Genomic DNA, 13,260 nt, shown 5'->3' with positions numbered 1-13,260 from the left:
GTCCGCAGCAGGGATTCCGACTGTGGCACCGGCCACACGCTTCCCTGCCCTGGAGCTCTGACCTGCGGTCCGAAGCTTCGATTCCGTTTCCTGGCAGCATGGTTGAACTGCGGAACGTAACTCCATATCAACTCCATGCAGTTAACACGCGATATCGTCGCTATGATCACTAACTCGTGGCTTGGGCCGACCGCCCCCCAGCTCCCCTTCCCCGGCCCACGAGGAACTGATGACACAACACATAGCCGAGACGGTCGCCTGGTGCCTGGCCGCCGGTTTGCTGATGAGCGCGGTGCTGGCACTGCGCCGACGCCAGATGACCCGACGGCTGCGCAGGCGGATCGTTTCCCTTGAGGACCAACTCCAGGTTCGCGACGAAGAGATAGGCCACCTGGTCACCACCCGCCTCCCCGCAGTGGCCGAGGCGGTGCACCATCACCACCCCGTGCCGGTGCCCGGGCTGCTCCACCCCCAGCTCGCCGGGTCGCCCTACGCCCAGCGGCTCCAGTCCGCCGTCGAGCTGTTCGGCTCGGCCGTGGACAAGGCGCGGGCTCGCAGCGACGAGGCCGCCCGCGCCTCGCTGATGGCCTCGATGCGCGTACTGCAAGGTCTGGCGAACGAACAGCAGGGCGCCATCACCGACATGCAGGAGCGGCACGACGACCCCGACGTGCTCGCCGGGCTGCTGGAGGTCGACCACGCGAACGCGCAGATCGGCCGCCGCGCCCAGGCCATCGCCGTGCTGTGCGGGGCCTGGCCGGGACGGCAGCGCGCCGCTTCGCCGCTGCTCGACGTCGTCCGCGGGGCCACTTCCCGCATCCGTGACTACCTGCGCGTGCAGGTCCATTCGCAGGTGGACATCGCGGTCGTCGGCCGCGGGGTCGAGCCGGTGGTGCTCGCCGTCGCCGAGCTGCTGGACAACGCGGCGCGCCACTCGCAGCCGCACACCTCCGTGCACGTCAATGTCGAGCGGGTGCACAACGGCGCCGTCATCGTCATCGACGACGCGGGCGTCGGCATGCACGAGCAGGAGCTCCAGCAGGCGATGCGCGTCCTGTCCGGCGAACGGGCCGTGGACGTCACCCGGCTCGGCGACCCGCCGCAGTTCGGCTTCCCGGTCATCGGAGTGCTCGCCGCCCGCTACGGCTTCCGGGCCTCGGTGGACTGGCGCTCCAACTACGGCGGCGTACGAGCCGTGGTGTTCCTGCCCAACGCGCTGCTCGCGACCGTCGGGAACGTGGGGGACGCTCCGTCCACCCGCACCCTGCGGACCGGACCGGCCACGCCCGCCGCGTCGGCCCCGGCCCCGGCCCCGGCCCCGGTCCCGGCCCCGGCCCCGGTCCCGGCCCAAGCTCCGGCTCCGGCCGCGGCTCAGGCACCCCCGCGCGCGCAGCCGCCAGCCAGCGCACCGGTCGCGACGCACGCCCCCGCGCCCACGCCCCCGCTCCCCGCCGAAGTCCGGCCGCCCGCCCCGCCGTCAGCCTCGGCACCGCCGTCAGCCTCGGCACCGGTGTCACCGGCACCGGGTACGCCCCCCGGCGGGTCGTACGGAGCGCGCTCCCACCCCGAGCAGACCGAGCCGCCTGTGCAGCCCGTACAGCCCGTGCAGCACGAACACCCCGCGCAACCCGGGCCGCGCGCGCAGACCGCCGGCGGCCTGCCGAAGCGACGCCGTCGGCAGCAGACCGAGGGCCTGGCCCCCGAAGCCGCGGCCGCTCAGCAGCCCGTGGCCGGCGAGATGCCCGCCGAGCGCCCCGCGGAGGTGACCGCCTCCCGTATGGGCGCCTTCCAGCGCGGCACCCGCTCCGGCCGTGCGGCCAACGACGACCCGGCCGGCACCGGCCCGGCCGATCCCGCCGCGGCCGATCCCGGCGCGACCGGCACCGGCACGCCCCCCGGCGCGCGCCCCTCCGCGCCCCTCCCGCCCGCACAAGCCTCCGATGAAGGGACTCCTCAGGTATGAATGACGACCTGACCTGGATGCTCAATGACGTCCTGACCGTGCCAGAGGTATCCCACGCGATCCTGCTGTCGGCCGACGGACTGGTCCGGGCTCATTCCGACGGCTTGAGCCGTGACCAGGCCGACGTACAGGCCGCCGCGCTCTCCGGGCTCCAGTCGCTCAGCCGCTCCACGGCCGCCTTCTGCTCCCCGGCGGACAGCGACACCGCGACCCCGTGGCGGCAGTCGATGGTCGAGTTCGACGACGGCTTCGTCTTCATCATCGCCGCCGGACCGGGCGCGTACCTCGCCGTCTCCAGCACCGAGAAGGTGGACATGGAAGCGGCCACCTTCGCCATGCACAAGCTCGTCAACCGGCTCGGGAAGAACCTGACCAGCCCGCCCCGGCAGGACAATGGCAGCGCCGTATGACACCCCGTCGCCGCGAAAAGGGGCTGGTGCGGCCGTACGTCGTCACCAGCGGCCGAGCGCGCCCGACCCGTAACACCCTCGACCTGGTCACCCTGGTCTACGCCACCTCACCGACGCCCACCACGGCAGCCCCCGGCTCCCCGGACTCCACCGGTCCCGGCGCGGGTCCCGAGGCACGCCGCATTCTGGCGCTCTGCCGCGGCGGTTCGCTCTCGCTCGCCGAGGTGGCCGCGCATCTCTCGCTGCCCGTCAGCATCACCAAGGTGCTGATCGCCGATCTCGTGGACCACGGCCATCTGGCCACCCGGGCGCCGATCCCGCCTGCCCAACGCTTCGACCCCCAGCTCCTGGAGGAGGTGCTCCGTGGCCTCCGCGCCATCAAGTGAGGACATGTACGTACCGCAGACGGTGCAGACGGCCGTGAAGATCCTGGTCACCGGGCACTTCGCGGTCGGCAAGACCACCTTCGTCGGCGCCCTGTCGGAGATCCCGCCGCTGCGCACCGAAGAAACGATGACGCAGGCCGGTGCGGCCGTGGACGACCTCGCCGGGGTCGAGGGCAAGACCACGACCACCGTGGCCATGGACTTCGGCCGGCTCACGCTCAGCGAGAGCCTGGTGCTGTATCTGTTCGGCGCCCCCGGACAGGCGCGCTTCCAGCAGCTCTGGAAGGACATGACGACCGGCGCGCTGGGCGCGCTGGTGCTCGCGGACACCCGCAGGCTCGACCACTCCTTCCCCGTCATGGACCTGCTGGAGCAGTACGGCGTGCCGTACGCGGTCGCCGTCAACACCTTCCAGGGCGCGCCCGGCTACGACGAGAGCGAGCTGCGCGAAGCGCTCGACCTGCTCGCCGAGACCCCGCTGGTGCACTGCGACGCACGGGACCGCGCCTCGGCCACCGACGCGCTGATCTCGCTCGTCCAGTACCTCCAGACCCGTACCGACCCGACCGGCCCCGACCAGCCCCGGCCACAGGACCAGCTCCCGGCCGGCGCCTCGCAGACCCGTACCGACCAGGAGTTCGCGTGACCGTCCCCGCCCCGCCCCCGGGCTGCCCGGCGCACGCCGGCACCGGCCGCGCCCCCGTGACCCCGCTGTACGGCGCGGATTTCGCCACCGACCCGAGCGGCGTCTACAACCGGCTGCGCGGCCAGGGCGCGGTCGCCCCCGTCGAACTCTCCCCCGGCGTCGACGCGATGCTCGTCACCGGCTACTACGCCGCACTCGAAGTGCTCCGCGGCACCGAGGCGTACGGCAAGGACCCGCGCCGCTGGCGCGCGCTCGCCGAGGGCCGGGTGCCGGCCAACAGCCCGGTCATGCCGATGATGGGCTACCGGCCCAACGTGCTGTTCGCCGACGGCGACGCGCACCACCGGCTGCGCGCCGCCGCGACCGAGAGCCTCGACCGCGTCGACCCGCACGCGCTGCGCCGCTACGTCGAGCACAGCGCCGACAACCTCATCGACCGGTTCGCCGGCACCGGTTCGGCGGACCTGATCGCGGAGTACGCCCGCGCGATCCCGCTGCTCGTCTTCAACGACCTGTTCGGCATGGACCAGGTGCACGGCGCGCGGCTGATGGCCGCCATGGCCGGGATCTTCGAGGGCACCAGCCCCGAGGAGGCGGAGCAGGCCAACGCCGACTACACCCGGCTCATCAGCGACCTGATCGCGCTCAAGCGGGCCGAGCCGGCGCAGGACGTGACGTCCTGGATGATGGCGCACCCCGCGCAGCTGAACGACGAAGAGATGATCCACCAGGTCGTCGTCATGATGGGCGCGGGCACCGAGCCCACCTCGAACCTCATCTCCAACGGCCTGCGGCTGCTGCTCTCCGACGACCGTTTCTTCAACGACCTGACCGGCGGCAGCCTCACCATCACCGACGCCCTCGACGAGGTCCTCTGGAAGGACCCGCCGTTGGCCAACTACGCCGTCCACTACCCGGTCAAGGACGTGGAGCTGGCGGGCGTACCGCTGCACGCGGGCGAGCCGGTCGTGGTCAGCCTCGCCGCCGCCAACACCGACCCGTCGCTGTCCGCGACCGTCCAGCGCTCGGGCAACCGCGCGCACCTCGCGTACAGCGCCGGCCCGCACGCCTGCCCGGCGCAGAGCGCCGCCCGGCTGATCTCCGAGGTCGCCATCGAGAAGCTCCTCGACCGGCTGCCCGACCTCGAACTCGACGTCCCGGCCGACACCCTTCAGTGGCGTCCGGGACCGTTCCACCGCGCACTGACCGCACTCCCCGCGCGTTTCACCAGGGTGGTCCCCGTGACACCCGTGGCCGCGCACCCGGCACAACTCGACCAGTCCCAGTCCCATTCCCAGTCCCACCAGACACCGGGAGACAGTTCATGGCAATCGAGTCCCGTCCCCTCGTCATCGATCCCTTCGGCCAGGACCTCCACGGCGAAGGCGCCCGGCTCCGCGAAGCCGGGCCGGCAGCGCTGGTGGAACTCCCTGGCGGTGTGGTGGCGTGGGCAGTAACCCACCACGACGTGCTGAAGTCCCTGCTGACCGACCCACGGGTGTCCAAGGACCCCAACCAGCACTGGCCCGCCTGGATCAACGGCGAGATACCCCAGGAATGGCCGCTGTTCACCTGGGTCGCGGTCTCCAACATGTTCACGGCCTACGGCTCCGACCACAAAAGGCTGCGCACCCTCGTCTCCAAGGCCTTCACCGCGCGCCGCTCCGCCGAGCTGCGGCCGCGCATCGAGGAGATGACCCGGGAACTCCTGGACCGGCTCGCCGAGACCCCGGCCGGTGAGACCGCCGACGTCCGCGCGGGCTACGCCTACCCGATCCCGATCCAGGTGATCTGCGAGCTGTTCGGCGTCCCCGAGCGCTCCCGCGAGGACCTGCACCGCCTCATGGACAGCATCTTCCACACCTCCGCGGACCCGGCGGAGGTCACCGCCACGTACACCGAGCTGTACGCGCTGCTGGGCGACCTGGTCGCCGCCAAGACGGCGGAGCCGGGCGACGACATGACCAGCGGTCTGATCGCCGCGCGCGAGGCCGAGGGCGACTCCCGGCTCAACGAGACGGAGCTCGTCGACACCCTCATCCTGATGCTGGGCGCCGGCCACGAGACCACCGTCAACCTCATCCACAACGCGATCCACGCGCTGCTGACCCACCCCGACCAGCTGAAACTGGTCCTGACGGGCAAAGCGAGCTGGGACGACGTGATCGACGAGACGCTGCGCTCGCAGTCGCCCATCGCCAACCTGCCGCTGCGGTACGCCGCCGAGGACATCCCGGTCGGCGGCGACCCGGCCGAGGGCGGCGTGGTCATCCGCAAGGGCGATCCGATCCTCGCCGGTTACGCCGCCGCCGGGCGCGACCGCGCCACGCACGGCGAGGACGCCGACAGCTTCGACATCACCCGCCCGACCCGTGGCACGCATCTGGCCTTCGGCCACGGCGTGCACTTCTGCCTGGGCGCGCCGCTGGCCCGGCTGGAGGCGGGCATCGCGCTGCCCGCGCTGTTCGACCGCTTCCCCGATATGGCGCTCGCCGTGCCGTCGGAGAGCCTGGAGCCGTCGGAGTCGTTCATCTCGAACGGGCACAACACGCTGCCGGTGATCCTGCGCCGGTCCTGAGCGGCTGGTTGGCCGGTCAGGACCGCCTGTTCCTGACCCGCTCGCGGCAGCCGGCAGCCCGTTCGCCTGCCTGCGGTCCGGCCCCAGGTCCCGTTTCGGGGCTTGGGGCCGGTCCCGCCAGTCATCCGGGCCGTCCGCGCTCAGCGTCAGCTCAGCACCACGACCAACGTCACGACCGCCCCCACCGCACCGGCCGCCGCGATCTCCAACCGGTCGGTCAGCTCCCGGGTGAGCCACAGACCCCGGCCGCCCTCGCCCGACTCGATGCCGGGCGGCTGCGGCGGGATGAGGTCCGCGCTGAACCCCGGCCCGTTGTCGGTGATCCGGCAGTGGAGCGTGCCGTCGTGGCTGGAGAGCAGCAGTCGGCCGCCGCCGCCGCCGTGTTCGACCGCGTTGCACGCCACCTCGTGGACGGCGAGGACGAAGTCCGCTCGACGGGTGTCGCACAGCCCCGCCAACGCCGCGCACTCGCCGATCCCCGTCCGCAGCTTGGGCAGGTCTGCGGCGGTGAAGAGCAGTTCCAACAGCCGCTCGTGCACCGCCTCCTCGCCGGCCTCGCAGCCGCCCGCGCCCTGCTCCGACGCCACCACCTGGGACCGGCCCCGGCCTCCGTTCCGGCTCCGGTCCCCGTTGCGACCCCAGTCCCCGTTCAGGCTTCGATCCCCGTTCCTGCTCCCATCCTTGTTACGGCTCCGGTCCGGGCCCCCGTCCGGATCTGCGCTCATGATCACCACACCTCGACCTCGGTCAGGACCAGTTTCCGGACACCCGGTGCGCCGAGTCGGCGCAACAGCCGGGCCTGAGCCGGTGCGCAGCGGACTTCGACCTGCCCGCCGCCGTCCGCCGCCGCCACGAGCCGGAGCAGCGTGGCGGCTCCGTGGGCGTCGAGAAAGCACAGCCCGGCCAGATCGAGCAGCGGTCGCCGCCCGTCGGGCGCGCCCCGGGTCAGCGCGGCCCCGACCTCGGTGGCGAACAGCGGGTGGGTGGCGAGGTCGGCGTCCCCGACCAGCCGCAGCCCGTCCCGCGTGGGGACGGCGGCCAGGTCGCCGAGCCGCTCCAGCAGCACGACCGGGTGGTCGCGCCGCATCGCCGCCACTACGTCCGGCGCGAACCGGCGGCGGTCGTAGGCGCAGATCTCGGCGTACGTCTTGTCGGCGAAGAGTTGCCCGGTGTGGGTCTCCCGGTGGAGCACCGCCTCGATGTCCGCGCCGAGGTCCTGGACCCACGCCATATCGATGACCGTACGGAAGCCCTGGTACCCCTCGCCGCGGGCCCGCTCGGTCTCCTCCCGCAGCCGCCCCAGCTGCCGCTTCGCGGTGAAGCGCCGGTCCGGCAGGATGAGCGCGCGCATGCTGGAGTAGGACAGCTGGCCGCGCTTCTCGGCCTCCGGGGCGATGCGCCCGTAGGACCGCAGCGCGTCGCGTACGTCCGGGACGGGGACGCCGGGGTCGGCCAGCACCATGACCTTCTCGCCGCGCGCCAGTCCGTGCTGGACGAAGGCGGCCAGGACGCTCCAGCGGTCGTCGTCATCGGCGTGACTCGTGAACGCGTGGTCGCCGGGCCGCATCCGCTCCACCGCGATGAGCCGCCCCGTCGCGCGGTCGCCCTCGCCGTTGTCCGCGCCGTTGTCCGCGCCGTCGTTCACGCCGTCGTTCACGCCGTCGTTCACGCCGTCTTCGCCGCAGCCCTTCGGCGCAGTCTCGGTCGGCACCAGTCGTCACCTCCTCGGAGCTCCACGGCTGAGGACCGGGGTGCGTCGCGGCCGGACCGCTCCGGCACAGACGCTCCCGCACAACCGCTTCCGCGCGGCGGTCTCACACTGTCCGCCCGAAGCTACCCCCAGTGATCGCGACCCAGTACAACTCGGCCCGGTTGTACGAAGACAGCCGTGTCCCGACCGGGTGAGCCCGATAACTGATCGAATTCCGTCCGATCCTCTTCGAACAGCGATCACGCAGGGTTGGCATGACGCATCAGGCAGGGCCTGATGACTGGCTCCTCAGGGCACGATGACCGTCCCTCAGAGCACGATGACCGGCTCCTCAGGACACGATGTCCTTGCGCCGGAAGCCCCGGAAGGCGAGTGCGAACAGGACGAGGGCGTAGGCCACCGAGACCGCCGTGCCCTTGATCATGCCGCTCCACTCCAGCTGCGGCTGGAGCGCGTCCGCCCAGGCGAACTGCCAGTGCGCGGGCAGGAAGTCGCGCCAGGAGCCGAGCGCGGTGACCGCGTCGAGGATGTTGCCGACGATGGTCAGGCCGATCGCGCCGCCGACCGCGCCGAGCGGTGCGTCGGTGACCGTGGAGAGCCAGAAGGCGAGCGCCGCGGTGACCAGCTGGGAGACGAAGATGAAGGCGACGATGACCCCGAGCCGCAGCAGCGCGGTCCCGGCGGGCAGTGCGCCGCCGGTGGGCATCTGCAGGTCGCCCCAGCCGTACGCGGCTGTGCCCGCCGCGAGCGCGACCACCGGCAGCAGCACCATCGCCGCCGCGCTGAAGACCAGCGCCACCGTGAGCTTGCTGAACAGCAGCCGGGCACGTGGGACGGGCGCGGCGAGCAGATAGCGCAGCGAGGCCCAGCTCGCCTCGGAGGCGATCGTGTCGCCGCAGAAGAGCGCGACCGGCACCACGAGCAGGAAGCCCGCCGAGACGAAGAGGCAGGTCGCGGCGAAGTTCGCGCCGGAGGCGGTGGCGGTGTCCAGCAGGGACGCCTGGCCGTTCTCCCGGCCGGGTTCGCCGCCGATCGCGAAGGCCGCGATCAGCACGAACGGGAGCACGGCGAGGATGCCGGCGACCACCAGCGTGCGACGGCGGCGCAGTTGCCGCATCGCCTCGACGCGCAGCGGCAGGGTGTGCCGGGCGCGGTAGCCGGGGGCGGCTTCGGCCAGCTGGGCGGCGCTCACGCGGTGCCTCCGATCAGGGTGAGGAACGCGTCCTCCAGGCGGCGGTGCGGGCCGAGGCCGGTCACCGGTACGTCCAGCCGGACGAGTTCCACGAGCAGTTCGGGGGCGGTGCCGCCGTCGAGCGTGACCAGCAGCCCGCCGTCGGTTTGCACCGCCGTGCCGACGCCGGGCAGCGCGCCGACCTTGTCGGTCATCGCGTCCGTCAGCTCGCCCGCGACGCCGACCAGCAGCGCGTTGCCGGAGCCGACGATGTCCGAGACGCGGCCGGCGCTGACGAGCTTGCCGCGGTCCATCACGACCAGGTGCGTACAGGTCTGTTCGACCTCGGCCAGCAGGTGGCTGGAGACGATGACGGTCCGGCCGGCCGCCGCGTAGCGGACCATGACCTCGCGCATCTCGCGGATCTGCGGCGGGTCGAGGCCGTTGGTCGGCTCGTCCAGGATGAGCAGGTCCGGGAGGCCGAGCATGGCCTGCGCGATGGCGAGGCGCTGCCGCATGCCCTGCGAGTAGGTGCGCACCGCGCGCTGGAGGGCGTCGCCGAGCCCGGCGATCGTCAGCGCCTCCTCGATGTGGGCGTCGGCGGCGGGGCGGCCGGTGGCCTGCCAGTAGAGGTCGAGGTTGGCGCGGCCCGACAGGTGCGGCAGGAAGCCCGCGCCCTCGACGAACGCGCCGACCCGCGAGAGCACCGGCGCGCCCGGCCGGATCGCGTGCCCGAAGATACGGATCTCGCCGGCGTCGGGCCGGATGAGGCCCATCAGCATCCGCAGGGTGGTGGTCTTGCCCGCTCCGTTGGGGCCGAGCAGCCCCAGCACCTGGCCGCGCTCGACGCGGATGGTCAGGTCGCGCACGGCGTAGCGGTCGGCGGACTTGGCGTAGCGCTTGCTCAGATCGGTGATCAGCAGCGGCACTTCGGCCAGCTCGGGGTCGGCGGCCGGGGCCACGACGCGGCGGCGGCCGATCAGCACCAGGGCGGCGGCGAGGACCAGGCCGCCGAGCGGCAGCCCCCAGACCCACCACGGCAGGGAGGCCGACTCGGTCTGTACGGCCGTGGCGGTCGGCACGCTCAGCGCGGGCGCGGCTGGCGCGTGCGCGGCGGACTTGCCGAGCGACTGGCCGGCCGAGCCGCCGAGCGAGAGCGTGTACGTCGCAGGCTCGGCCGGAGAAGCGTAGCCGAGGTCGGTGGCGGACAGCACGAGCCGCATCCGGTGGCCGGACTGGAAGTTGTGGTCGACGGCGGGAAGCCGCAGCCGGACCGTCTTCCCCGCCTTGGCGCCCTCGACCCGGACCGGGGAGACGAGCTGCGAGGGCAGCGTCTGCTTCCCGTCCGGAGCCACGTCGTAGACCTTGCCGAACAGCACCGCGTCGGCGGAGTCGGACGTGACCCGGACGTCGACGGACGGGGAGCCGGTGACGCGCAGCCCGGAGCGGAGCGGGGCCGATTCGAAGCGGGCGTACTGGCCGGGGAAGTCGAGGGAGATGCCGGCTCCGACGCTGGACAGCTGGGAGAGCGCGCCGCCGCCGGGGACGGCGGAGATGGCGGGCGGGCTGCCGCCGGCCGGGTTGGCGATGGTCTGCTCGCGGCCGGCGAGCCGGACCGCGCGGGTGGCGGCGCCGTCGAGGCCCGGGTAGCGGTCGCTGCTCGCTCCGCGCAGCTGGACGCGGGCGTTCGTGGAGTCGATGCCGCCGGTGCGGCTGACCCGGAACGCCGGGCCGGTGTCCGTCCCCTCGTCCTTCTTGAGGTAGCGGTCGAACCAGCTCGTGACGCGCTGGCGAATCCGGTCGGTCTCCTGGTCGCCGCCGTCGTGGCCGCCGGCGTTCCAGTCCACGTCGACAGGCGCGCCGTTCGCGCGGATCGCCTTCGACATGGCGTCGGCCTGGTCGAGCGGGAAGAGGCTGTCGTTCTGGCCCTGGAAAATCAGGGTCGGCACCTTGATCCGCTCGGCGACGGCGGACGGGCTCTTGTCGGCGAGCATCTTGCGGGCCGCCGCGTCGGGCTTGCCCGCGACGGCGACCCGCTCGTACATCTTGCACACGGCCTGCTCGAAGTCCCCGCAGCCGTGGTCGCCGCTCATGGGGGCCTGCGGGGCGGAGGAGCTGAGGCCGCCCATCGACGCCGAGGAGGAGCCCGAGGTGAAGAAGATCCCCGCCCAGAGCTTCTTGAAGACGCCCTGCGGGAACAGCGCGTCCGCGAGGTTCCAGTAGGTGTTCTGCGGGGCGATCGCGTCGACCCGCTTGTCGTAGCCGGCCGCGAGCAGCGAGATCGCGCCGCCGTACGAAGCGCCCGTGACGCCGACCCGGGGGTCGCCGCTGGCGTCGAGCTTCACATCGGGGCGCGCCGCCAGCCAGTCGATCAGCCGGCGGACGTCGGCGACTTCGTGGTCCCGGTCGTTGATCCCGATCCGGCCGGTGGAGCGGCCGAAGCCGCGGGCCGACCAGGTCAGCACCGCGTAGCCGTCGCGCGCGAGATCCTCGGCCTCGTGTCGCACGTCCTTCTTGCTGCCGCCGAAGCCGTGTCCGAGCAGGATGGCGGGACGGCGCTGCGAGGACGGCCCGGAGGTGTAGAAGGAGGTGTCGATCCGCACCTTGCCGTTGTCGCCGTCGCCCTTGTCCCCCTTGCCGTCGTCACCGTTATTGCTGCTCCCCTTGCCGGCCGTGCCCCCCGAGACGGAGCCCTTGGCGCCGGGGTCGGCGGGGGCTCCTGGTCCTTCGGGCATGGCGAGGCGGCGGTCCTCGCGGTGCACGGCGGCTTCGCCCCCGGATGCGGCGGCCGTCCAGGTGCCGGCGGCTCCGGCCAGAACGGCGAGAGCCACGGTTCCGGCGAGCAGCCGCCCACGGCGTCGGGGCAGGTGGAGATCCATACTCCGGATCCTACGTAGCCCCAGGGGGGAATCTGCGCACCTCCCCAGGGAGTACACCGCCCCGGCCCGCTACACCAACCGCGGTATACGGGGCGGTTCCCGGGCGGCACCGGGCGCTCAGGGCGTGCAGTCGATGTCCGCCAACTTGATCTGCTTCCTGGAGTCGAGGCCCACGTAAGCGGTGAAGGCGGTCTTCCGGCCGCCACCCCAGCTGTTGGTGACCGTGGCCCAGCCCATGCCCGCCGACTGGGCGGTGGTGACCTTGCCGATCGCGATGTCCTTGGGAGTGTTCTGGGCACACAGCAGCAGGTCGTAGTTGTGCGTGCGGGCGGCCTTCCGCTTCAACGCGTTCGTGACGAGGTGCTTCCGCTCCCAGACCCGGGGGCCGTGGTTGCCGTAGAAGCCCTCCAGGAAGTGGTGCACCTGCTCGGCGTTGTATCGCGGGCCGGGTGCCGCTGCGGCGGCGCGCGCGGTGGGCGCGGACGCCGCCGGGGCCGACGCGGCGAGGGTGAGGCCGAGCCCGAGGGCCGCCGCACAGGTGGCGGCGAGGGCCGCGGAGCGCTTGGGGGAACGAGTCATGGCGATTCCTCCGTTGTCTGGCTTTCCACCCGGTATCGGGTATGTACTTATCCAGACACTCTGGGCGCTTTATTGGTTGCATCCACCGTCAAGGAAGCATTCGTTCGGATTAATTGCGCTATCGGGAGCAACGGAAGCATCCAGTAACGGGAACATCGCGTCTACCGCGCGAGCCAGTCCTTCGGCCCCATCACGATCACCGGACGCATCCCTGGGTCGAGCGTGCCCAGGAGCGCCCGCATCGCGTCGCGGGACAGGCTGACGCAGCCCTGCGTCGGGCCGTCGTGGTCCACGTGCAGCCATACGCCGCCGCCCTTGGCCGCGCCGTCGGGCCGCTGCTGGTCCAGCGGCGAGTTGCCCGCGACCCGGTTGTAGTCGATGGCCACGACGTAGTCGAAGGCCCCGGCCAGCGGCTCACCCTCGACGCCGGCGCCGGTGACGGTGAACAAGTGGCTTCGCTGGTACGGGAGCTTGGCGCCCGGAGCGGGCCGTTTGCCGCCCGCGTCGCTCAGCTCGAAGACCCCCTGCGGGGAGCGCAGGTCGCCCAGGCGGTGATCGGTGGTCCAGCCGCGCGCGGCGTTGTGCGCGGGCCAGCGCTGCCCGGCACGCCAACGGGCGTCACCCGCACGGGTGTAGAGCACGACCTCGGCCGTGTCCGAGTCCACGCCGTCGCCGGAGGCGACCAGCACCTGACGGGCGTCGGCCGGGATGCGTCCGCGGGTCTCGGGGCCGATACCGGGTATCACCCGCCGGTCCGCCTGCGGGCCCGGCAGCCGGGCAGCCGCGGTGGTCGGCAGCCCGGCGGAGCGTGGGGGTGCCCCTATGTCTTTCGTCAACCCCGAGCTGCCTGTCTTGTGATGATTCGTCCATGTCGGGTTCATGCGGCGAGTTCGACGTTCTTGGCGGTGCGGGGTTCGTAGAAGGTGCCGTTGCGGAG

12 protein-coding genes are annotated in these 13,260 nt (G+C 72.4%); 6 read left to right on the top strand and 6 right to left on the bottom strand.

The features are described from left to right. The first annotated feature begins 229 nt into the window (after positions 1–229). Genes QMK28_RS26715 through QMK28_RS26690 form a run of 6 tightly spaced genes read left to right on the top strand, consistent with a single transcriptional unit; the run spans position 230 to position 5,983 of the window. The gene (locus QMK28_RS26715) at positions 230–1,963 is read left to right on the top strand and encodes an ATP-binding protein (RefSeq protein ID WP_326442150.1); all 1,734 of its coding nucleotides are present in this window, start codon (positions 230–232) and stop codon (positions 1,961–1,963) included. Next, positions 1,960–2,373 carry a roadblock/LC7 domain-containing protein gene (locus QMK28_RS26710; RefSeq protein ID WP_326442149.1) on the top strand — a complete coding sequence of 138 codons (414 nt, stop codon included), beginning with the start codon at positions 1,960–1,962 and terminating at the stop codon, positions 2,371–2,373. The genes QMK28_RS26715 and QMK28_RS26710 overlap by 4 nt, the downstream gene beginning before the upstream one ends. After that, positions 2,370–2,759, top strand: coding sequence for a DUF742 domain-containing protein (locus QMK28_RS26705; protein WP_326442148.1), 390 nt, complete (start codon positions 2,370–2,372; stop codon positions 2,757–2,759). Before QMK28_RS26710 ends, QMK28_RS26705 begins: the two co-directional genes overlap by 4 nt. Further along, positions 2,737–3,405 (top strand): GTP-binding protein, encoded by a 669-nt coding sequence (locus tag QMK28_RS26700; RefSeq protein WP_326442147.1) that lies wholly within the window; start codon positions 2,737–2,739, stop codon positions 3,403–3,405. The genes QMK28_RS26705 and QMK28_RS26700 overlap by 23 nt, the downstream gene beginning before the upstream one ends. Next, a complete protein-coding gene (locus QMK28_RS26695; RefSeq protein ID WP_326442146.1) occupies positions 3,402–4,862 on the top strand; it encodes a cytochrome P450 in 1,461 nt (486 codons plus the stop codon). Before QMK28_RS26700 ends, QMK28_RS26695 begins: the two co-directional genes overlap by 4 nt. Next, positions 4,844–5,983 (top strand): cytochrome P450 family protein, encoded by a 1,140-nt coding sequence (locus QMK28_RS26690; RefSeq protein WP_326442169.1) that lies wholly within the window; start codon positions 4,844–4,846, stop codon positions 5,981–5,983. The genes QMK28_RS26695 and QMK28_RS26690 overlap by 19 nt, the downstream gene beginning before the upstream one ends. Before the next feature lie 146 nt (positions 5,984–6,129). Here the strand turns inward: QMK28_RS26690 and QMK28_RS26685 are convergent, their stop codons facing one another. The 6 genes from QMK28_RS26685 to QMK28_RS26660 all read right to left on the bottom strand — a co-directional run bounded on the left by QMK28_RS26685 (position 6,130) and on the right by QMK28_RS26660 (position 13,159). Further along, a complete protein-coding gene (locus QMK28_RS26685; RefSeq protein WP_326442145.1) occupies positions 6,130–6,570 on the bottom strand; it encodes an ATP-binding protein in 441 nt (146 codons plus the stop codon). 140 nt (positions 6,571–6,710) lie between these two features. Continuing rightward, entirely contained in the window at positions 6,711–7,694 is a 984-nt protein-coding gene (locus QMK28_RS26680; protein WP_326442144.1) for an MEDS domain-containing protein, read from the bottom strand. Positions 7,695–8,025: 331 nt separating this feature from the next. Then, complete coding sequence (locus QMK28_RS26675; RefSeq protein WP_326442143.1) at positions 8,026–8,886, bottom strand: ABC transporter permease; 861 nt, start codon at positions 8,884–8,886, stop codon at positions 8,026–8,028. Beyond that, the gene (locus QMK28_RS26670) at positions 8,883–11,744 is read right to left on the bottom strand and encodes an alpha/beta fold hydrolase (RefSeq protein WP_326442142.1); all 2,862 of its coding nucleotides are present in this window, start codon (positions 11,742–11,744) and stop codon (positions 8,883–8,885) included. Before QMK28_RS26670 ends, QMK28_RS26675 begins: the two co-directional genes overlap by 4 nt. Before the next feature lie 117 nt (positions 11,745–11,861). Then, on the bottom strand, positions 11,862–12,323 hold the full coding sequence (locus tag QMK28_RS26665) for a hypothetical protein (protein WP_326442141.1): 462 nt from the start codon (positions 12,321–12,323) through the stop codon (positions 11,862–11,864). A gap of 161 nt (positions 12,324–12,484) precedes the next feature. Continuing rightward, a complete protein-coding gene (locus QMK28_RS26660; protein WP_443050832.1) occupies positions 12,485–13,159 on the bottom strand; it encodes a L,D-transpeptidase family protein in 675 nt (224 codons plus the stop codon). Between the last annotated feature and the right edge of the window lie 101 nt (positions 13,160–13,260).

The sequence above is a fragment of the Streptomyces sp. H27-D2 genome, assembly GCF_035828615.1.
Taxonomy (GTDB): domain Bacteria; phylum Actinomycetota; class Actinomycetes; order Streptomycetales; family Streptomycetaceae; genus Streptomyces.
The sequence above is the reverse complement of the archived record's forward strand: the minus strand, read 5'-3'. Positions and strand labels throughout refer to the sequence as shown.